This window comes from Saccharospirillum sp. (assembly GCF_039982735.1).
Taxonomy (GTDB): Bacteria; Pseudomonadota; Gammaproteobacteria; order Pseudomonadales; family Natronospirillaceae; genus Saccharospirillum.
This window is the reverse complement of sequence record NZ_JBDWXV010000009.1, coordinates 135,769-158,435: the sequence shown is the minus strand read 5'-3', so window position 1 is coordinate 158,435 and position 22,667 is coordinate 135,769. Positions and strand designations below refer to the sequence as shown.

The following is a 22,667-nucleotide window of genomic DNA, read 5'->3' as shown; positions in this document are numbered from 1 at the left end:
ATCTCAGTGTAACAGGTTGGTCAGGGACGTCAGGCTGATCTGGGTCAGTAGGCTCCGTTTAAGATGTGGGGCGATGGCGGTGCCTCAGTCGTACATAGAGCGTGCGCGCCACGTGGCAGACCAGATCACCCTGTTGGTCGCGGACGTTGACGGTAAAGACCGGGAAATGTTTTTCACCATTGGCTGTTGCCGCTTTGATGGCATGCAGGTGATCGTCTTCAATATGAAACTCGGCGGTTAATCGCCCTTTGCCGGGAGCAATGTAATCGATGTCCGCCTTTTTATCCCAGATCAGGTAGCGGTCCCAGCCCAGGCAACCGAACAGCATCAAAGCATAGATGGGGTCGGTCATCGCATACAGGCTGCCACCGAATTGGGTATTGTTGATATTGCGGGTCCAGGGGCGCCACTTCAGGTCAACCCGGGCATAGCGGAAATCGGGACTGATGGTCACGATTTTCACCCCGGTAAAGAGAAAGGGTGGCCAGAGGTTCATGACCCAGCGAAACAAGAAAGGATGGCGAAAGAAAAGGTTGCGCATGAAACAGGCCGCTCAGTCGGTGTTTGGCGGCTGAGTATACTGACCTGAACGGGTGGGTATAGCACCCTGCGTTTATCTGTGAAGCGGGGTGCATAAAGCGGGTAGTTGTGCCCGGGTTAATGCTGGTCGGGTGCGGTGAAATTATCAGCGCACCGACCAGCGTACGGTTCATCGCTTAAGCTGGCTCGTGATCAAGAGGCGCTTTGGGCAGGATGCGCTGGGTCAGGTTGCCCAGTCGGTCCATGTAGGTGACCACCACCGGAACGACGACCAGCGTCAGCAAGGTTGAACTCAGCAAGCCACCGATGACCGCGTGTGCCATGGGTGCGTTCTGACCACTGCCTTCGTGCAGGCTCAGCGCCATCGGCAGCATGCCGAACGTCATCGCCAGGGTGGTCATGATGATCGGGCGAAACCGGGTGGTGCCGGCCTGCACCAGGGCATCGTAAAGGCTGAGTCCATCACGTCGCCCCTGGTTCGCATGATCGACCAGCAAAATGGCGTTCTTGACCACCAGCCCCATCAACATGATGAAGCCAATCATCGAATACATGTTCAGCGTGCTGCCACCAACCAGCAGACCGAGCAAGACACCAACCAGGGCCAGCGGCAATGCCGCCATGATCGCAACCGGTTGCAGGAAGCTGCCGAACTGGGAGGCCAGTACCAGATAGATAAAAATGATCGCCAGCAGCAGTGCCGACCCGGCAGCGGCGGCTGTCTCGGCAACCTGTTCGGCATCGCCGCCCATGTTGGCGCGGTAACCGGCTGGCAATGACAGCTGGTCTATCGCTTGCTGCAATTGCGGCGTCACGTCCCCCAGGGTTACACCGGCGATGTTGGCCGACAGGGTAACCTGGCGTGACAGATCCAGCCGGTTGATTTCAGACGGTCCGGTCGATTCGACAATATCGGCAACCTGATCCAGCCGTACGATCGACTGGCTGCCGGTCGCGCCGCTTTGTGAAATTGGCAGGCTCGCCAGCGCATCGCGGTCGTTGCGGTCGGTCTCAGGCAAGCGAACCACCATAGTGAAGCTGTTGCCGAGCGGGTCGGTCCAATCACCCACTTCCTCGCCGCCCAGCATGGGCCTCAGGGTGGCGCCAATTTGTTGCAGGCTAACGCCGAGGTCGCTGGCCGCATCGCGGTTGATCCGGACACCCAGTACCGGCTGTGAAGCGGTCAGGCTCGATTCAATGTCTGTTAACCCATCGATGTCAGCCATGGCTGCGCGAAGCTGATCCGACAGCCGGCGCAAGGTGCCGAAGTCATCCCCGTACAGATTGACCTGCACCGGCGCGGTGACGCCTCCGCCAAAGCTGCCGGCGGCACCGACCTTAACGTCGATACCCGGAATCGTCGCCAGCGCATCGCGAATGGGAATGGTCAGTTCAACCGGGGTCCGGTCGCGTTCCGAGGGCGACACCAGAGACACCATGATGGTGGCTGCGTTGCTTCCCTGTGCATTGGTGCCCGCGTTGACGGTGGTGTAGGTGCCGGTGACCTCAGGCATGCCTTGCAGCAGCGTGCTGACCTGGCGTGCTTTGGTCGCCGTGTATTCCAGACTGGAACCGTCGAGAGTTTCCAGGTCGACCTGCAATTCACTGGTGTCTGTCGCCGGTACAAACTCAACCCCGACCAGGGGGAAGAGTGCGAAGCTGCCGATCAGGGCAGACAACGCCAGCGCCAGCGTCGATTTGCGATGGCGCAGACTCCAGCGGAGTACTTTGCTGTAACCGTTCTGCAATTTGGTGAATAACCGGTCAAAAGCGGCGACCGCCTTGCCGATTGGGCCACGCTTGGCATTGGGTTCTGCCGCCGGGTCATACCAGACGCTCGACAGCATCGGGTCCAGCGTAAAGGCCACGAACATGGAAATCAGTACGGCCACCGAGACGGTTACGCCAAACTGCAGGAAAAAGCGGCCGAGAATGCCGTCCATAAAGGCGACCGGCAGGAAAACCGCAATGATCGACAGGGTGGTTGCCAGAACCGCCAGGCCAATCTCGTTGGTGCCATCAAGCGCTGCCTGGCGATGCCCCTTACCCATATGCAAATGGCGCATGATGTTTTCACGCACCACAATGGCATCGTCGATCAACAAGCCAACGGCCAGTGACAGTGCCATCAGAGACATCATGTTCAGCGTAAAGCCAAAGAAGTGCAGCGCAATCATGGTGCCGATAATGGAAATCGGCAGTGTCAGCCCGGTGATGATGGTCGAGCGCCAGGAGTTTAAAAACAAAAACACAATCAACACCGCCAGGGCCGCACCTTCAACCAGCATGTTCTGCACGGCGTGGAAGGATTGCTCAACCGGTTTGGCATTGTCGCGCACGATCTCCAGGCTAACATTTTCGCTGGCGAGTTCTGCTTCCAAACGACTGACGGCAGCTCGAACGGCCTCGGCAACGCCGACCGTGTTGGCACCCTGCGTCTTGACGATATCAATCGCCAGCGCCTGATTGCCGTTCAGCAACGCCATGCTTTCCCGGTCGGACTGGCCGCTTTCCACCCGGGCCACATCACCCAGTCGAATTGGCTGGCCACCGCGGCGGGCAACAATAACGTCGAGAAAGTCATCGAGACGCTCAATGCGGCCTTCGACTTGAATGGCCTGGACGGCCTGATCGTATTCCAGTGAGCCCGCGGGCAGGTTCTGGTTATCCTGTGACAGGGCGGCGGTAACGTCGCCAATGCCGATGTTAAACGCCGTCAGCTTGTCCGGGTCGATCAGAATACTGACCTGCCGGTTGATGCCGCCGATAACGGTGGCCTCACCAACACCCTGAATGACAGAGATTTGTTGAGCGATGATGTCTTCGGTCAGCGCTGTCAGTTCTCCGGCCGATAAGGAATCGGAACTGACGGCCACTGACATGATCGGCATTTGACCGGGATCAAAGCGCAGGATCATCGGGTCGTTGGCGTTGCTGGGCAGAGAGCCCTCCAGCGTCGCCAGGCGGTCACGGACTTCCTGAGCAGCGGTGCTGGATGCGACATCCATATCAAACATCAGAATGATCAATGCCTGGCCAGAGCGGGCGGTAGACTGCACCGAATCGATGCCGCTGATGGTGTTGACCGATTCCTCAATGGGTTCGATCACATCCTGTTCCACCGCCTCAGGCGAGGCACCCGGGTAACTGACCACCACGGCGACAACCGGAAAGTCGACATCCGGCAATTGCTCGATGGGCAAGCGCTGATAAGAGTAAAAACCAAACACCATAATCGCGACCATGATCATGGTCGCAAATACGGGCTGGTTGACGCTGATACGGGTTAGAAACATCAGTTAACCCCTTCAACAGTAATGCGGTCTCCGGCTTTTAATCCGGGTAAGGGGGCTGAAATCAGGGTGTCACCGACCGAGAGGCCAGAGGCGATTTCCAGGCGTGTGCCCGAGTCCCATTTGCCGGCCACGGTGACGGGCTGGCGCACCAGATGATCGGCTTCAAGGCGCAGGACGAAATCGCCTTCAGCGTCGGACCGCACGGACTCGGCCGGAACGGAGAGGGCGTTATCGCGGGTACTGATGATGATATTCCCGGTGGCAAACAGGCCGCCACGCAGGCGGGCATCCGGTTCCGTTATGCGGATATAAACCGGCAGCGTCCGGGTCGCATCCAGTGCAACCGGATTGATGCGATCGACCGTGCCCTGCAGACTGAACGGTTGGGCACTGTCGACGTCTATGGTGACCAGCTGGCCCGGTTCAACCAGTGTGGCCGCATTGACGGGCAGATTGGCCTGCATTTCCAGCGCAGTCAGGTCAACCAGGGTGACCAGGGGGGTGCCAACCGACACATATTGACCGGGTTCAACCGATCGCGACGACACCTGACCCTTGAACGGCGCCCGCACGACCGCATCAGCCACCGCCTGTTCGGCGGCCCGAATCTGCCATTCCTGAGTGGCCAGAGTCGCACTCTGGGCTTCTACATTGGCACGCAACTCTTCAATGGACGACGCCGGGCTCAGGCCTTGCTCGGCCAGGCGAACCCCCCGGTCGAGGCTGCGTTGCGCCAGCGTCAGTTGTGCCTGTGTCGCCCGAGCGGTGTTGGTCAATTGATTCAATTGGTTGGTCAGGTTGGTGGCGTCCATTTCGACCAGCACGTCGCCCTGTTCAACGGAATCGCCAGGCCTGACCACAATACGGGCCACCGGAGCATTCACCTGAGACGACAGCCGTGCCTTTTCAACCGGGCTTAACGTGCCGGTTACCCGCAAGCGTTGTTCCAGGCGCTGTTGTTCGAGCGTGGTAATTTCTGATGCGCTGATGCGCAAAACGGATTCGGTAGCGGCCGGTTCAGCCTGGGCAGCACTGGCCACATCCGGTTCGCCCTGGGACGCAAATACCACCCCGGCGACGGCGACCGGGATCAGCGCCAGTAACCAGGGCCAGCGGCGACGCTTGTTAGGCGGAAGTCCCTGACGAGCGCGTTCGGCATTCATTAATTCGCGTTTGCTCATGGCCCACTCGGGCTTGGCATTTGAAGATGTTTCTGAAGTCATGTGTGGATCCAGTAAATCGGTAAGTGGGTAAGCGGTGATGTATCGGGCGATTGCTTATTTTGAGGGCGGCAGTCGATCGGACCAGTCGATCGCTGTTTCTGAGGCCAGCCGGTAACATTCGGCTAAATTGGCAATGCGGTCGCGAGCGATAGATTGCTCTGAGGGTATCGCTTCGTGAACCTCGGCAATTTGATTGGAGACTTGCATCATTCGTGCACTGACCTTTAACGCCATCTGTCGATACACATCCGGTACCAACTCGTAAAAATCCTGACGAATGCCGGGTTTGGAGGTCAGGCGTATGACCCCTCTTTCGGCCAGAAACCGGGCATTGGTGCTCGCGCTGGCTTTACTGACCTGCAATCGGGTGGCTATGTCTTGCAAGGCGTATGGCTCATCTTCAACCAACAGCAGTCCAAAAATACGGCCCGCTATCCGAGGTGCACCGTCTACCTGATAAGTCATGCCCATCAGTTCGATGAAGTTTTCAATTGGGTCAGTCATGTCGGTCTCCGGTCAGTTGGTGGTAGTTTGATGTGTTCAGTTCGTTCAGTCAATACTGAACGTTGGGTTAATTGGATTTGAAACGGGACGTCATCCCAGGCTCCGGCCTATAAGGAAAAAGGTGGCTTGTCTGGTAGGTACGAATAAAAACCCATTAAATCAGAGGCTTATTGACTGTGACTATTCATATGGCCTAGTTGAACCACAGGTCTTTTAGGGGGTGGGCTTGATCTGTCTACAGACGCGAGTACTATGAAATTAAGTATGAGAGTGGGGGTGGCGCCGAATTGTCGACGACCCTTGTCGAGTAGGGACCAGTACAGCAACGGTCGATCCATTGCCGGTTGTCGCTGATAGAGCACGGAGCACCTCAATGGAATACTTCCAAGACGCTACGACACAGCGCTTTACGTTTACGTCTTATGCCTCCGGCGTCACCGAAACTACCTTTGCTGTTTTACGTTTCAAGGGAATGGAAGCCATTTCCACTCCTTACGAGTTTGAGATAATGCTGGTCTCAGGCGACCCGGATGTTGACTTGTCGGCTCTGCTTCAATCCCAGGCAGTCTTTACCATACATCGCGACAAAGGTGAGGATATTGCTTATAACGGTATTCTTGCTGAATTCGATCAGCTTCATGCCTACAACGACCACTATTTTTACCGCGCCAAGCTGGTGCCCAAAATCTGGTGGCTGATGCAGACACAGCATAACCAGGTGTTTCTCGACAAATCCGTCCCGGAGATCATTGAAGGGGCGCTGGTCGATGGCGGCATGGATTCCCTCGATTACGACGTTTCTGCACTAGAAGGTACCTACAACCCGGTTGAGTACGTGTGCCAGTACGGTGAGAGCCACTTCAATTTCGTATCGCGTTGGCTTGAACGAGAAGGTGTCTATTATTACTTCTATCACAACATCGATGGCGACAAACTTGTACTGTCAGACAGCAGCTTCAGTCACGAGCCCTTTCGGCAGGGGGCAGATCTTGTCTATTCACCGAAGACCGGAATGGAACAGGGTCACCTCGATGAGCTCATTCTCAATTTCACCTGTCGCCAGAAACAACTGCCCAATCGCATTGTACTGAAGGACCACAACCCGGAGCGACCGTCGCTTGAAATGTCGGTACGTGCCGATGTCGATCCCAATGGTCGGGGTGAAAGTTTCCTGTACGGCGAACACTATGCCACGCCGGAGGAAGGCGAACGTTTGGTGGCTTTCCGAGCAGAAGAGCTGCTGTGTCAGAAACAAGAGTTTCACGGAGACAGCACGGTTCCGTTTCTGTCACCCGGGTTCAAGTTCAACATGAACCGACATTACCGCTCGGCATTTAACCAGGAGTACATGGTCACCAGCGTGACTCACGAGGGCGACCAGACGAATCTGTTGAAAACCTCGGTGATTGGCAGTCTGACCGAAAACGCTGATATCAACATCTACAGCAATTCGTTCACCGCCATACCCGCCGACCGTCAATATCGCCACACTCGCACGGCGGAGAGACCGCGTATTTCCGGTACCTTACACGGGAAGATTGATGGTGAGCAAGAAAGCCCGTATGCACAATTGGATGAGCAAGGTCGCTATAAAGTAAAACTACCCTTCGATATCAACGACGAGCACATCGATGGCAAAGCCAGTGCTCGGGTTCGGATGATGCAACCTTACGCCGGCGAAGGTAAAGGCATGCAGTTTCCGTTAACCAAAGGAACAGAAGTACTGCTAACGTTTATCGATGGTAATCCAGACCGCCCTGTTATTGCAGGTGCAATTTCTTCTGAGGTTGCCCCTAGTCCAGTCAGTGCTGGTAATCAGAGTGAGTCGGTTATCAAGTCGGCAGGAAATAATCGCATCAGGATGGAAGATAAAGCAGGTGCCGAGCGCATAATGTTCGAAAGCCCTTCATCGAATTCCTGGCTCCGTGTTGGCGCTCCCAATGACCCAATCTCTTTGTCGGGAAGTTCCATAGCTTATGTTAAAACCGGTGAAATATGGGGTAGCGATAGCGCACCTGATCAAATGGGACACGGGATTCAAGAAGATGGATCAACATATGATCCAACGCCAATTTCCATCGACTGGATTCGAAAGCAGTCGGAAGTAGATAGCAATTCTGCAACTGATTATCAAGGTAAAGCTCTTGACGATGAAGGAGAGTATATCGTTCAGTATGTTCATACCGGGGCTGAAGAAAACGCTGCCAGTAATACAGCTCGACGACGACTGTTCGTATTTGATACTGATGATTCGGAGCATCCCTATTACAAAAAAGTCACTGACGGGATAAGACTCTTTTCAAACGGATCTGTATGGATCGAGTCTATGGATCGTTATGGTTTGTATACTGATGGGTATCCCGACTATTACAATAAGGCGGGAGGGACTGACCAGGGGCGCGCTTACATTGGCACTTTGTTAAATAAACTCGAAAATGACTACGCACCCTCCGGTCTAAAGAATTATCACGATGGTACTGCACTGGGAGCTGGGAAGTCGATTAAGCAACTGATGCCAACGGCACAGGTCAACGTTTCCAGCTTTGATACCATAACCACTCAGGAAGGCAATATTTATGACTTCGGTGGTTATTGGAATTACAATCTCGGAAACAGCTATGAAGAAGCACATATTAACCAGAGTGCGGAATTAAACTCACTGGATAAAGTGGACATTCTCAATGAGGCGGGACCTAACTGGGCAGGTGTAAGCTGGCCTTCCACAACTGGCGGCACTGGTATAGGTAGCTCGAATATTGCTGCTGAAGATACAACCTTAAGCGGAAATTGGTCTTCCGGCGATGTTTGGACAACCAAGCAGTTTGGAAACAGTTACGACCTTCATGTTGGTGACGCTATATCTATTCACGATGGCGACAGCCTTGATATTTCTTTCAAAGGACATCGAAATATTGAATTGGTGTTGCGGAAAGATGAAAGTGATAATCCATCTAAGCCAGCATACTATTCTCATTCTGAAAGTGGGGTCAATAAAGAGCGAAAGTGGGATAAGCAAGGTCAACTGATCTATGACAGTACTAGTACCGACAGTGGTCACTCTCTTGATACTGTTGAAACCCACTATAATAGAGGGACGTCCGGAGTAAAAAGCTTTAGCGCTGTGTCTACTACTGGTATGGGGACTGCAGAGTTTGAATTTGATTTTTCGAATGTTGCATCTGCCAAGGTTTCAGTAGGAACAAGTTTGAAGTTTACAATGGATGCGGCGGTTTCTGCAGCTGTCGCTGTTAATCTTTCAGCGAGTTTTAGTTTGTCCCTTAACCCAGCAGTAGCCTTGGATATAAAGGCCAATGGACTTGGTGTTGAAATGGACTTGATTGCAAACAAGCAGAAAGTTTCGTTTCCAGGTGGTTCGGTTAAGAATTACACGGGTAGAGTGCTAGATGTTCAAAATAAAGCGTTGGTAGAAATCAAAAATGGTCACATTATTTTGAAGAACGAGCAAGGTGTTAGGATAAAAAAAGGGAACTTTAATCTCGATCTTGTGAATCTTGATATGAAGGGCTAGTTTAATATGAATTAAGGATATCCAGCGACGTAAGTAGCAAAATATGGGTTACAGGTAGAATTTAAGCAGACAAGTTTAGGCAGTATTCTGCAGGCAGCGATTGTATTGCTCGTAAATGAACAATTACAGCAGGATAGTGCTGTGGTTAGGTGTGTTTGCTAGAGCGAATGCTGGTTAGAGTGCCTCTAATTAGAGTAGTAATCGATAAATATGGCGATGTGCATTTATTGTGGCCTGAGCTTGGAGCAACTATGGACTACTTTCAAGACCCTACGACGCAACGCTTTACCTTCGTTTCATACGCATCCGAGGCTAGTGAAAACACCTTTGCTGTGCTTCGTTTTAAGGGGTTGGAGGCCATCTCTACTCCTTATGAATTCGAGATTATGCTGGTATCCTCCGAGCCAGACCTTGATATGTCGGCCATTCTGCAATCCCAGGCGGTGTTCACCATTCGCCGAGAAAGTGGTGACGATGTCGCTTACAACGGCATTTTAGCCAAGTTTGATCAGTTGCATGCCTACGGTAACCACTACTTCTATCGCGCTAAACTGGTTCCCAAAGTCTGGTGGCTGATGCAGACCCAGCATAATCAGGTCTTTCTGGATAAAACCGTGCCGGAGATTGTGGAAGGCGCGTTGGCTGATGGCGGTATGGACTCGCTCGACTATGATCTGAGCGCGCTTGAAGGAAGCTACAACCCCGTCGAGTATGTGTGCCAGTACGGTGAAAGCCACTTCAACTTTGTTTCGCGCTGGCTTGAGCGAGAGGGTGTTTACTACTATTTCTATCACGACATCGATGGCGACAAGCTTGTGCTGTCAGACAGCAGCTTCAGCCATGAGCCCTTCAAGCAAGGTGCCGACTTGGTCTATTCCCCCAAAACTGGTATGGAACAAGGGCATCTGGATGAAATTATTCTGAACTTCAGTTGCAGCCAGAAGCAACTGCCCAACCGTATTGTCATGAAGGATCACAACCCCGAGCGCCCCTCGCTTGAAATGGCGGTTCACGCCGATGTCGACCCGGATGGCCGTGGCGAGACGTTTCTCTATGGCGAACATTACGCGACGCCCGAAGAAGGTGAACGGCTCATAGCTTTCCGGGCTGAAGAGCTGCTGTGTACCAAGCAGCAGTTTCAGGGTGAGAGTACTGTCCCGTTTCTTACCCCGGGGTTTAAATTTAACCTGGGTCAGCATTACCGTTCAGCATTTAACCAGGAGTATATGGTTACCAGCGTGACCCATGAGGGTGATCAGACCAATCTACTGAAGACGTCTGTGATAGGCAGCTTGAGTGACGATGCTGAGATAAACATTTACAGCAACGCTTTTACAGCGATTCCAGCCGACCGACAATACCGGCATCCACGTACGGCAGATCGCCCACGCATATCTGGTACGTTGCATGGCAAAATTGATGGAGAGCAGGAAAGCCCATACGCCCAGTTGGATGAACAAGGTCGTTACAAGGTTAGGTTGCCTTTCGATATAAACGATGAACATCTTGATGGGAAAGCCAGTGCTCGAGTTCGAATGATGCAACCTTATGCCGGGGAAGGGAAAGGCATGCAGTTCCCGCTAACCAAGGGTACCGAGGTATTGCTGACGTTTATTGACGGTAACCCTGATCGCCCGGTGATCGCCGGGGCTGTTTCGTCGGCAACATCGCCCAGCCCGGTGAGTTCGGAGAATCAAAGTGAGTCAGTTATCCGTTCGGCTGGTAATAACCGGATCCGAATGGAAGATAAAGCTGGAAAGGAACGCATGGTATTCCAGTCAGCAATGGCCAGCTCGTGGATTCGTGTAGGCACGCCAAACGATCCGATTAGCCTTTTGGGGGCTTCGCCGCTGGAAGTGACTAACGACGTTGGCTGGACGGATCCGGGTGCAGAAATCTTTGACCCGCAGAGCCCGACAGTGGTTGCAACTGCAAACCAGCCCGCTGATTGGGTACGCCCGGAAAGCTCAATCAACGATCCTGCGACCAATATTAACTCTGGAGATCCGTTGCCCGAGGGCGTTTATATCGCCCACTATTCCAGTGGAACAGACACGGTTAGACGGCGCATATTCTCGTTCGATACAACAGATGTCAATCACCAGTATCACAATCAGGAAGCTGACGGTGTCAGGGTTCGAACTAACGGTGCATTATGGATGGAATCGAAGGATCGCTATGGTCAATATATAAATGGCTACCCACCTAATCCTTCACAACGAAGGGCTGCCGACACCGATCCCTCGCTACTGGGTGACATGCTGTTAAACTTTACGGATCCTTCGGTGCGTTCCTATGCGCCCACTGGGATGAAGGCTTACCTTGATAGTACCGTGGGCATTAATGACTTTATTACGGTACTTCAGGGCGCAGATGTACGAATGTCCAGTTTCGATACCGTTACGACACAAGAAGGCAATATTTACGACTTCGGTGGTTACTGGAATTACAATTTAGGGAACAGTTACGAAGAAGCGCACATCAGTCAAGTTGCCGCGCTAAACCGCGTTAGGGTTCCTAAAAAAGATGATATCGATGAATCCTCCAAGATATGGGGTGATCTGCCTAAGGAAGGCGGACCGGGGTGGACTGAAATAGAGTGGCCAGATGCTGGTAGCGGAAATAGTACAAGCATACCCGGTCAATGGCATTCGGATACCGTCTGGACCACCAAAGAATTTGGTGATTCCTATGACTTTAGGGAAGGCAATGCCATTAGCGTAGCTCGCGGGTCTACGCTGGATGTCAGCTATACGGGCCACACCGCAGTTGAAGTGAAGTTGCGCGATGATGGAAACCCGGCTTCGTATACTCATTCCAAGAGTGGTGTATCAACCGAGAAAAAGTGGAACGCAAATAAAATTCTCTATTACGACAGTACTACAACACTTCACGACGATGGTCGGGTTTCAACAGTAACGACTGAGAAAGATCGTTTAACAGGGGCAGTCAAGACTTTCAATGCAAAGTCGACTACAGGCATGGGCACTGCCGAGTTCGAGTTTGACTACTCAAACACGACATCCGCAAAGATCTCATCTGGAGCTAATTTAAAGTTTTCTATGGATATTTCCGCGACATTGTTCGCTTCCATAAATGTAAGTGCGAATGTCGGATTTACAGCAAATGCACTTGACGTTGACATGAAAGTACACGGTGTTGGCGTGGAAATGAAATTGAATTCAGGAAAGACAGAGGTCTCTGTCATTGGTATGGAAGCAAAGACATATGTTGGGTTTTTCAAATTTGAAGCGGAGCCTCCGACTAAGATTGAGCAAAGCGTTATGAAATTGCAGAATAGTCAAATTAAATTAGCCCAATATACTATGGGTCTTTCACAAGCAACTGCTTTGGAAATGTTTGGATGAGAGTTATTAAGTCCCTACATTCGGGTGTGCTGCACCGAAATCTTGAAATGGATAAAAGGGAGCTTCTTTCTGTTGCTTCTTTATGGGGTTTCCAGTTGTCAACGGGAAAACCGCTGCTTGAAAAAGATCTGTGGCCCTGTGTGCTGGAGGCATTGCCGCAAGGTCAGGCCTTAGATGTGGGGTTGCCTAAATTCAAAGCTGAATTCCTGGTAGCAGGGTCGTTTTTGTCCCCAGAGCCGGTACCCGGTGGTACAGTTCATGTCGAATGCGGTGAGTGTAAAAAGTCGCTTGCTGTATTCGGTGATCGTTATTGGAGTACTACCAGTTTTGAAGGACCAGAACCTATAGCCGAATTACCTTTGACATATGAGCAAGCGTTTGGTGGTGAAAATTTTTTGAGTAATCCGGTTGGTAAAGGGATAGCCGGTGTGACGTACGAAGGTGTCAAACGGTACCCTCTGCCAAACGTTGAATACCTTGATGCACTGGTCAGTTCTAAGAACGATAAGCCCAGGCCGGCTTCATTAGGTAATGTTGATGTGACCTGGCAGCCGCGAAGCCAGTTGGCGGGTACCTACGACGAGGAATACATTAACCGCTATATGCCGGGTTTTCCGCCCGACATGGATCCGACCTACTTTTGCTGTGCCGCACAGGACCAGTGGTTCGAAGATTACCCAAAGGGTGGGGAACGCTTTCGCATCTCTAGCATGAATCTTGAGTATCCGGAACTATCGGGAATATTACCCCAGATTAATGCTCGACTGTTTCTTGCTGACACCTCTGGAAGTGATACTAAACTTGTTGAGCTTGAGAACCAGATCGATACGGTCTGGTTTTTCCCAAACCAGGATTGTGGCGTCATCATACACCGGGGTGTCATGGAATTGTCTACTGAGACACCCTTGCATTTTTCCGATCTATTGATAGCCCATGAAAACCAGGCGGATACACCTCGCGATATAGCTCATTATAAAGACCAATTTATCAAGCGGACCGACCCTGAGAAAGGCGCTATTTACAGCTTCAGCACAGATGCACTGATCCCTGAGGGCGTAATGTGTGGTTTCAAACAAATCATGTCCGAAGCCGAAACAGATAATTCAGTGGCTCGTGATCAGTTTAACACCTATGCCGATAACCAAACTGCGAAACTGGAAGCACAGATCAACGAGCAGAACGAGGCCAGTGGCAGTCCTCTTAGTGAATATGGATTCGATGGGGTGTCGATTAGTGAATTACAGTCTAAACAGTCTGTTGACGATACTGAAATGGGTCGGCAGATACAGTCCATCCTGGATAAAATAGCCCCGAAGGACCCCAATAATCCGAACGCCGTTGACTTGGAGAAAATGGATCTATCGGCAATTGATGAGCTCAATGAGTATATGAAGTCAATGGCCGAGAAAGAAGAACAAAAGGCCATGGAGGGTATTCAGGAGCGAATAGAGCAGCTCAGGGCTGAACCATCAACTGTAGGCATGGCGGAAGACATGGAGCGTGCACTGGCTGAAAGAAAGCTTCCGCCGGTGCTGCCTAGAATACGAGACGAAGTAAATGCTGCCTGGGCTAGTATTGAATCGCAAATGAGCGAAACACGTAAAAACCTAATGGTCACGCAGTCACTTGGGGTAGATCCGGCGCCCATTTTGGCTCAGCTCAACTCTCTGAATGAGACCGCTGAAAAAATCAATGAATCGCTTGAATCTGCCGAGAGTGGGTATTGCAAAAGTGCTCATTTTATTGAAGAGTCGCGCTCTCCTCATGAGGGTAAAGAGCCCGGCCTGGTTGTCGAGTTTCAAAGCCTGGTCGGGAGTAACCGAGAGTTTGAGTTTGTGGAGCTTGCCTTTACTAGCTTGCCTAAACTGATACTCATCGAGAAGTCTTTTAAAGGGGGCTACTTCGAATATGCTGATTTAACCGATTCTGCCTTTGAGAATGTTCGTTTTTCCAGGGCTGTATTTGCGCATGCGAATTTCACCGAGGCACAGATCGTTGGATGTACGTTTAGCGAATGTAACCTGGGCGCTTGCGATTTCACTAACGCCCGGTTTGAGCAATGCGAATTTGATGACACAACGTTAGGTCGTTCCCGCTTTAAGGGAGCAGTATTCATCAACTGTGTCTTTAAATGCGGCATGGATGGTTTTCTTGAAGCTGATCTTAAAGGGAGTTCTTTTTCTGACTGCGAGATGGAGAGCTGCATCTTTAATGAGTTGGACATGACAGGCTGCGTATTCGAACGGTGCAAGCTGGATACTAGTAATTTTGTTTATTGCCAGCTTGCCGGGTCTCGGTTTTCAGGTTCATCACTGAATGGTGCAAACCTTGTGGGAGCGAAAGCCAGTGGGGTTGATTTTAGCGAGTGCAGCATGGAGAACATTCGTTTTGTTGATGGTTGCGTATTGAGTGAGTGTAAGTTTACTCATGCAACCGGGTCGCTGGCTAACTTTCGGGGCAGTCAGCTTGACAAGGCGAATTTGAGCGAGTCTCGGTTCCATAGTTGCGATTTTAGCGATGCCAATCTATTTGCTGCGAACATTAGCCAGGCATCACTACGGTTGTCGATGTTTGACCGCGCCAACATGGAACGAGCCAGCCTTAATCGTTGTGATGCAATGGAGGCTTCCTTCCAGGAAGCGCGGTTGGTATCCGCAAATTTTGGCAGGGCGAACCTCTATGGGGCTAATTTCTACGGCGTTGAAGTCGGCGAGACAGACTTCCGCTCGGCCAATTTGAAGAAAACCCTCTTCAAGGACTGGAGGCCTGAGCGTGGATAAAACTGAATTAGAGCGCTGGGTCCAGGGTCATGGAGATGTCCCAATTGTTACTGAGAAAAATTGTTCGAACGAATCGTTGGTTGGGTTGAATGTCAGTAATGGACAATTTCACCGTGTAAATTTCACCGGCTGTGACTTCTCAGGTGCGATCATAAATGAGTGCCAGTTTATGGAGTGCATTTTTGACCGGTCGGTCATGAACCAGGCGACCATCACCAAATCGAATTTTATTCAGTGTTCACTGGCGGAGTTGACGGCTAGTGAATTGTCGATGGCTGAATCCAGTGCTATTGAGTGCTCTTTTGATGGAGCTCAATGGATTTCTCCAACATTGGCTTTGTGCAATTTCCTTAAAACCTCATTTGTTGATGCTTCGTTGGCTGGTTTAAAAGCCGAGTCAACCACCTGGCTAGAGGGGGATCTGACCAATATCAGGCTTTCGGAAGGAGAGTTTTTCAGGCCCAATTTCATACAAGTTACCTTGGCCGGCTTAAACCTTAAAAACTCTACATTGGATACGCCTTTTTTCAGAGAAGTTAATCTTCATGAATTCGATTTCTCGGATGTTGTGTTGTCAAAACCCCAGTTCAGTATGTCTGTCGTTTCGCAAGCGATCTTTAAGGGACTTTCGCTCAGTCAGGCGGGCTTTTCGGATGCTGATCTTTCGGGAGCGGATTTTGGCGGAGCTAATCTCGACAATGCGCTATTTATTAAGGCAATTGCAAAAGGGGTTAACTTCGAGCGAGCAACGGCCAAGCAGGCCCTGTTTATTGAAGCAGATGTTAGTCTGTCTAATTTCACTGAAGCTCAGCTAGAGCAGGCTCAGTTTACAAACGGCGTGTGTATATCCACCATCTTTAACAAATCTGATCTGACTTATGTTGATTTCTCCCATGCCGATTTGACTGAAGCAGTCCTTATGGACTGCGAGCTATACCGGTGTAATCTACATAGAATTATCGAAGAGAAGACACAGTGGCCGGGGTCTAACCGGAAGGTTGCGCTAGAAACGGACCCCGATCGAGAAGAAGCGGAAAGGGGTGGCCCCGCGGCCTGATGATTTTCATTCACACCAAAATTAGTGATAACCAGGAGTAGGCTATGGATCGTTCTGTTCGAAGTATACGTCAACCGGCAGCGGTGCAGGGGCTGGAGGAAGCCATCGTCGAAAGCGTGTCTGAATCCGGGGTGTTGATTACCTCCCCTAACGGCATTGAACGAGCCAGCCAGGCTGTTTCCTGTTTGATTAAGCCCTGCCAGGGTGACACCGTATTATTGTTGAGAGTCGCTCCCTCAAGACTGTATATCCTGGCGATTCTGGAAAGAACGGCAGCGTCTGGTAGAGATGTTGCACTTGAGTTTACGGGGTCTGTATCAATTAGCAGTGCTGAGGAGGTGACCATAGCCTCCAAGCATACTAAGTTAGCCGGACAGCAGCTTGACCTGGTAGGGCGCGACCTGTCATTAACGTCCAACACCTTGAAATCATATAGTGACACGACGGTACTAAGCAGCAAGACGATGAAAATCGCCTCTCAAACACTGAATGTGGTTGGACAGCACATGAGTCGCCATCTCAAGTCATTTGTCAGCATGGTCGCGGGTAATGAGGTACGAAAGGCAGGTAATGTGACGAGTCAGGTAAGCGACTTTAAGCTGGATCAATCAAGGCACAGTATTATTGATGTTCGTAAAGATCTTAAGATTGATGCCGAACGAATTCACATGGGCTAAGGGGGACAGTCATGGTTTTTGTGAAAACTCAGATGGCGGGCCTCGATATGGCGATGCCCGATGTGTGTCTGACCCCGGTGCCTTCACCAGCGGGTCCGATCCCGACACCCATACCTTACCCCAACATTGCTTTACCAATGTCGGCAATTCCGTCGCAAGTTAAGTATTTAATATTGGCAATGCCAGCACACAATATGATGACCATTACGCCCATGAGCAACGGCGATAATGCGGGTGTTATGATGAACCCAATGTCGGGAATGGTCATGGGGCCTTCGAGGAATTTGATGGGCAGTACAAACCTGATGATAGGTGGGTTGCCAGCCACAAAAATGCTATCTCCAACCGGGCAAAATGGTGCAAGCCCGGGTGCGTTTGGTATGTCGATGGTTCCAAGCCAGGTTAAAGTGATGTCGTTAAGGTAGCGCTTCGGTGTTACTTGGTTTTCGGTTAAGCCACATATATAGGGTATTTAACAGAGTATGTCAGAAGATAAAAAACAAAACGAAGCAGCAACAAGCGACAATACAGTCCAGAAAGTGACGGTTAACTACGCTGACGACTGTGATTATAAGTATCGTGACGTTCTGAATATTTTTGTCGGGCGGGGTGATGTGATATTGGAGCTGGGAAATATTCATCGCAGTGTCGTGGGCCAGGCGACAATCAGTGACCGGATCGCTGTTTCCATGGCGACAGCCTACGACTTTCACGCGCGTTTGGGTCAGGCGCTTAAGGAAGCTCAGGAAGCATTGCAAAAAGAAATGGCTCGGTCACAGTAACCGGCCATTTCCATCATGATCTGGTTAGCTCAGGGTGTAGGAGAACTCCTGACTTTGGGCTAGCCCAATGTGCACTGCGTTTATCGAATCTCCATTCGCCATTCTGGATAGACTCTGTGTCGCCAGTTCCGGCAATATACTCCGCGAAATGACATTCTCTACATTCCGCGCTCCGGTATCCGGGTCCTGACACTGATCGACAATGCGCTGTACGACGGTTTCATCGAAACTGAATGAAGCGCCGTAATGTTCTTTTACGCGCCGCTCGATACGCTTCATGTTGATGCCAACAATGGTTGCGAGTACTTCTTTAGTCAGTGGGAAGTATGGAATGATTCGAGTCCGACCCAAAAAGGCCGGGCGGAAGTGGGTGAGCAGTTCTGGTCGTACCGCTTCCAGCAAGGCTTTGTCATCCGGGGTCGGGTTTGCTTCGCAGTAGTCGGCAATCGAACCTGAGCAGGCGTTAGAGGTCATGATGACCACGGTGTTGCGAAAGTCAATGTCGAGTCCGGCACCATCCTTAATGGTGCCCTTGTCGAACAGGTTGTAGAAAATGTCCTGTATGCCCGGGTGTGCCTTTTCCATTTCGTCTAGCAAGACAACACTGTAGGGCTTTCGGCGTACCGCTTCTGTCAGTACGCCTCCCTCACCAAAGCCGACGTAACCGGCTGGAGCGCCGAGCAACATAGATACCTTATGCTCTTCCTTAAACTCGCTCATGTTGATGGTGATGACGTTTTGTTCGCCGCCATACAATGATTCGGCCAGTGCCAGGGCTGTTTCGGTCTTGCCTGCACCCGAGGTACCAATCATCAGGAACACGCCTATGGGCTTTCTGGGGTCCATCAGGCCTGCTCTTGAGGTGCGGATAGCCTCGGCCACCTCTTTCAGTGCGTGGTCCTGGCCGACGACCCGCTCTTTGAGGTGATCGGCCAGTTGCAGCACAGAATTCAATTCGTCGCTGACCATGCGCCCGACTGGAATGCCAGTCCAGTTGGCGACGACGACCGCGATCGCACTTTGGTCAACACTGAGGTATACCATAGGCGTCTCGCCTTGGAGGGTCGCCAGCTCCACGCGTTCGTGGTTGAGCTTTTCCGTCAATTCCGGGTTCTCCGGGTCACTCGCGCGTTGTTCAAACAGCTGTTTGATCTCAGCCACTTTATCGAGCTCTTTTTTCCACTGTGCATCCAGTTCAGTCAACTGTTCCCGGGTCTCTGCCAGTAATGTGTTGTACTCAGCGATCTTGTCTTCCAGTCCGCCGTGGCTCAGCTGCTCACGCTTCAGTAGTGTCAGGTTAATTTCATACTGGTAAACTGACTTTTGCGCGTCTTCTATCACTGCAGGCGTAGAACCCTGGCTCAGCGCGACGCGAGCACAGGCCGTATCCAGCAGGCTAACGGCCTTATCCGGCAAATGCCTTGCAGGGATGTACCGGCTGCTCAGCTTAACGGCTGCTTCAATGGCGCTATCGAGAATGATCACCTCGTGATGTTGCTCTAGTGACTTGGCAATGCCCCGCATCATATTAATGGCACGGGCTTCATCAGGTTCTGCGACGTTCACTACCTGGAACCGCCGGGTCAGTGCCGGGTCTTTTTCGAAGTATTTCTTGTATTCGGCATAGGTTGTAGCGGCAATGGTTCGAAATTCACCACGGGCCAGTGCTGGTTTCATCAGATTGGCGGCATCACCCTGGCCTTCACGGCCGCCTGCCCCGATCATGGTGTGGGCTTCGTCGATGAACATGATGATCGGTTCGGGCGACTCTTTCACTTCCTGAATAACGGCTTTGAGTCGGTTTTCAAACTCGCCTTTTACACTGGCACCGGCTTCAAGCAAGCCCATATCCAGTGACAGTAGCTGCACGCCTTTTAACGGCGGTGGTACGTCATCATTCACGATGCGTTGAGCCAGGCCTTCTACAACCGCTGTCTTACCCACTCCCGGTTCACCCGTAAGAATTGGGTTGTTCTGCCGTCGGCGCATCAGTACGTCGATGAGTTGGCGGATTTCTTCATCCCGGCCCAGTACCGGATCCATGTCCCCTTCTAAGGCTTTGGCAGTCAGGTTGATGGTGAACCGGGACAAAGCTGACCCGGCCATTGGGTCTGCTTGTGAAGCAGCAGAGCCTCCGGTTGCCGTTCCTTGTCCGGCCTGCTGTATCAGCGCTGATTCCGAGGTGGATCCAATCACGCTGGGTGCGTAGGTTTTCAGTGCTTCGCCGGACAGTGGTGACAATAGGGGGAGAGCGCTTTTCAACTGACTCGAAAGGGCTGCGTCTAGCATGGCAGCGGCGATGATGTGCCCTGTAGTTACCTGAGCATGGCCATACTCGGCTGAGGCCAGTAGCCATCCCTGGGTCACAAGGTCTACCAGTGTCTGTGACAATGCAGGTGGTCGTGTATTGCCTTTTTTGAAGTTCTCTATGCTACGAGTCAGCTGAGTAAGCAATGCCTCCGTCTCAATGTCGTAGGCATCCAGTATTTTGATCAGGTCAGTATCGGGGTGTTCCAGAATCTTGGCCAGCCAATGCTCAATTTCAACGTTGTATTGGCTATTGGCCATTGCCAGGCCAGCGGCACCTTCAAGCGTTGTTTTAAGTGTAGGGTTGAGCTTGGCCACTAAGCCTTTGATATTTATAGGAATCATGCTTACATCCTGTATTGGTCAGGCATTCCATTGCAGAACAGACACGAATGGTAGTGTACCGAACAGAGCCGTCTGTTGTGACAGTGGCTTTTAAGTTGGCTCGTGGCTATGGATTAACCTTCAATGACGTCAGCTACAGATTTGCATATAACAGATGAAGTGAAAAGGACTAAATACAGGCGGCAAGCACCCATCATTCGGGTTCATCCTGAACAATATAGCCTGTAAGTCGATTGGCTGAACCGACAGTTAGCCGTTAACTGTCGTATAAGTTATTGATTTTTAATGGCCTTATGGGAAAGAAATTGGAATCATGCGTTTGGCTGGTCTTCGTTTGTGAATTAGTTCATAGTGAGCAGTCCTAGTACGATTTATCTAGTCAGTTTTCGGCGAATCCAGGTGTGTTTTGGCATCTTGTTGCCTTTATGTGCGCTCTTCCGGGGTCAATCTGACTGGTTGAATGTGGGAAGTGCTGCAGTAATGCAAGGACTGTTATTGGACAAGGGATTTTCGATGTACAAGTTGTTGTCGCACTGGATTTTAATCACGCTGATAATCTCTGTTTCGCCGGCTGCTTTGCCTGAAACACCGGACTATTTCCAGAACGATACCCCTGCCCGTTTCGACAATAATCAGAATCCTCAATTACCGCCCGCAAACAGGTCAGAAGAATCCCAGCCTTTCATTACCATTCGGTCATTTGAGCCGATTGATTTTCTCGATGTACCGGAGAGTGATGTCAGGCTCTCAGACATCGAGTCTGTTCTGGCTCGTTATCTGGAGGAGCAGAATGGCGAATTCACAGTAGCGGAGCTTGATGCACTAACCAAAGAGCTTACGCAGTATTATCGCAGCAGGGGGTTCATACTTGCTCGAGTCATTATCCCGGAACAATCGGTTGTATCTGGTGTTGTTCAGCTTCGCCTGGTTATTGGCAGGTTGCATTCAGTTGCTGTGACAGGTGAGTCGGCTTATGGCCAGGAAACCCTGAAAGTACCCTTTCGCAGGCAAGTTGGCGAACCGGTTCAGCAGGACGCACTGGAGCGTGCCTTGATTCAGTTATCGGCATACCCGGGTATCGACCTGACTACAGCTCTGGCTCCGGGCGACGAACCGGGAACTACTCAGATGAATCTGAGGGTTTTGGAAGAAAAGCCTTTGGCCGCTTCAGTGGTCGTTGATAATCAGGGCACTGAGGATACGGGCATTTACCGGCTTACCATGGCGGGTCAATATCGGAACCCGACCGATCATGCCGATATGCTCAGTGGCAGTCTCAGGGTATCGGCTTTTGCAGCGAATTCGATAGCAGGGCAGATAGATTATACGGCACCCTTGCCTCATTTCACTCCGCCGGGGCCTTATTACCTATGGGAAGATACAGACCTGGGTATCGGCTACAGCCTGACCCGATATCAGGTTATGGGTGATTTCGAAGCTCTCGACCTGAGTGGTGGGAGTGATCAGTTCTATGTGAAAGCGACCAGGGGGCTGGACTACAGCCGCAGACACCGGTTATCGGCAGATATTACGCTGTCCAAGATATTGTCTCGAACACAACAAAGCAATGCGACGTTGAGCGATGATAACCTGACGGCACTGTCAGCTGGTGTGCAGTGGGAAAACACGGATCTGGTTCTGGGCGGGGGGCGAAATACCCTGGATGCCAGAGTAACTCAGGGACTTGGCGGGTTCCTCGGCGGTCTGTCGGGTTCAGGGGATGCAGCGTCCAGCCGGGATGGCGCCAGCGGTGAGTTTGCCGGTGGTGTATATACAGTACTGAGCACCCGCGCTGAGCGGCTTCAATCCTACGGTGATCAGTTCCTATCTCTGGCCGGAACTGTGCAGTTAAGTAATGATTTGTTGACGTCGAGTGAGCAAATAGGGTTCGGCGGGCAGAATACGGTTCGTGGTTATCCTGAATCCTCTTACTCGGCTGACTCCGCTGTGATCGTCAATGTGGAGTATTTTGGTATTTCCGGGTCTCCCGGAGCCGCTTTGCCCATCAGTAATATTAAGCTCGCCGCCTTCTGGGACATGGCCTGGGGTTGGCGCAATGATGCCTTCCCCAGTGAAGATGAAACTCCCAGTGCTATGAGTATAGGCGGTTATATGGCGTTGTCTGTCCTGAGGGATTATCAGGCACGTGTTGACCTTGGTATTCCGGTTGGTAGTAGCTTGCCTGATGACGGCAGTCGATTCAGAGTGACATTCAGCCTGAGTCGACTGTTCTGATTGTTTAACGTAACTGATTGCCAG

At 51.4% G+C, this 22,667-nt stretch carries 13 protein-coding genes; 8 read left to right on the top strand and 5 right to left on the bottom strand.

Annotated elements, in window-relative coordinates:
* Positions 1–58: 58 nt before the first annotated feature.
* From ABJT94_RS06670 to ABJT94_RS06655, 4 genes are all read right to left on the bottom strand, one after another.
* Positions 59–541, bottom strand: coding sequence for a DUF4442 domain-containing protein (locus ABJT94_RS06670; RefSeq protein WP_348474639.1), 483 nt, complete (start codon positions 539–541; stop codon positions 59–61).
* 175 nt (positions 542–716) lie between these two features.
* Positions 717–3,836, bottom strand: a complete 3,120-nt coding sequence (locus tag ABJT94_RS06665; protein WP_348474638.1) for an efflux RND transporter permease subunit — start codon at positions 3,834–3,836, stop codon at positions 717–719.
* On the bottom strand, positions 3,836–5,059 hold the full coding sequence (locus tag ABJT94_RS06660) for an efflux RND transporter periplasmic adaptor subunit (protein WP_348474637.1): 1,224 nt from the start codon (positions 5,057–5,059) through the stop codon (positions 3,836–3,838). The genes ABJT94_RS06665 and ABJT94_RS06660 overlap by 1 nt, the downstream gene beginning before the upstream one ends.
* Before the next feature lie 54 nt (positions 5,060–5,113).
* Positions 5,114–5,563 carry a hypothetical protein gene (locus ABJT94_RS06655; protein ID WP_348474636.1) on the bottom strand — a complete coding sequence of 150 codons (450 nt, stop codon included), beginning with the start codon at positions 5,561–5,563 and terminating at the stop codon, positions 5,114–5,116.
* A gap of 373 nt (positions 5,564–5,936) precedes the next feature.
* Here ABJT94_RS06655 and tssI (ABJT94_RS06650) point away from each other — a divergent pair, with 373 nt between their 5' ends.
* The 7 genes from tssI (ABJT94_RS06650) to ABJT94_RS06620 all read left to right on the top strand — a co-directional run bounded on the left by tssI (ABJT94_RS06650) (position 5,937) and on the right by ABJT94_RS06620 (position 17,756).
* Positions 5,937–9,092: a type VI secretion system tip protein TssI/VgrG gene (gene tssI / locus ABJT94_RS06650; protein WP_348483229.1), complete on the top strand. Its 3,156-nt coding sequence runs from the start codon at positions 5,937–5,939 to the stop codon at positions 9,090–9,092.
* 251 nt (positions 9,093–9,343) lie between these two features.
* Positions 9,344–12,460, top strand: coding sequence for a type VI secretion system tip protein TssI/VgrG (gene tssI / locus ABJT94_RS06645; RefSeq protein ID WP_348474903.1), 3,117 nt, complete (start codon positions 9,344–9,346; stop codon positions 12,458–12,460).
* The gene (locus ABJT94_RS06640; RefSeq protein WP_348474902.1) at positions 12,457–15,240 is read left to right on the top strand and encodes a DUF2169 domain-containing protein; all 2,784 of its coding nucleotides are present in this window, start codon (positions 12,457–12,459) and stop codon (positions 15,238–15,240) included. Before tssI (ABJT94_RS06645) ends, ABJT94_RS06640 begins: the two co-directional genes overlap by 4 nt.
* Complete coding sequence (locus tag ABJT94_RS06635; RefSeq protein ID WP_348474901.1) at positions 15,233–16,297, top strand: pentapeptide repeat-containing protein; 1,065 nt, start codon at positions 15,233–15,235, stop codon at positions 16,295–16,297. The genes ABJT94_RS06640 and ABJT94_RS06635 overlap by 8 nt, the downstream gene beginning before the upstream one ends.
* Positions 16,298–16,341: 44 nt before the next feature.
* Positions 16,342–16,974 (top strand): DUF3540 domain-containing protein, encoded by a 633-nt coding sequence (locus ABJT94_RS06630; protein ID WP_348474900.1) that lies wholly within the window; start codon positions 16,342–16,344, stop codon positions 16,972–16,974.
* Between the two features lie 11 nt (positions 16,975–16,985).
* Positions 16,986–17,399 carry a DUF4150 domain-containing protein gene (locus tag ABJT94_RS06625; RefSeq protein ID WP_348474899.1) on the top strand — a complete coding sequence of 138 codons (414 nt, stop codon included), beginning with the start codon at positions 16,986–16,988 and terminating at the stop codon, positions 17,397–17,399.
* Between the two features lie 57 nt (positions 17,400–17,456).
* Positions 17,457–17,756, top strand: coding sequence for a hypothetical protein (locus tag ABJT94_RS06620; RefSeq protein ID WP_348474898.1), 300 nt, complete (start codon positions 17,457–17,459; stop codon positions 17,754–17,756).
* A gap of 24 nt (positions 17,757–17,780) precedes the next feature.
* On the opposite strand, the gene tssH is transcribed toward ABJT94_RS06620, so the two are convergent.
* On the bottom strand, positions 17,781–20,408 hold the full coding sequence (gene tssH, locus ABJT94_RS06615; protein ID WP_348474897.1) for a type VI secretion system ATPase TssH: 2,628 nt from the start codon (positions 20,406–20,408) through the stop codon (positions 17,781–17,783).
* A 495-nt stretch (positions 20,409–20,903) separates the two neighbouring features.
* Here tssH and ABJT94_RS06610 point away from each other — a divergent pair, with 495 nt between their 5' ends.
* A complete protein-coding gene (locus ABJT94_RS06610; RefSeq protein ID WP_348483208.1) occupies positions 20,904–22,643 on the top strand; it encodes a ShlB/FhaC/HecB family hemolysin secretion/activation protein in 1,740 nt (579 codons plus the stop codon).
* Positions 22,644–22,667 lie beyond the last annotated feature (24 nt).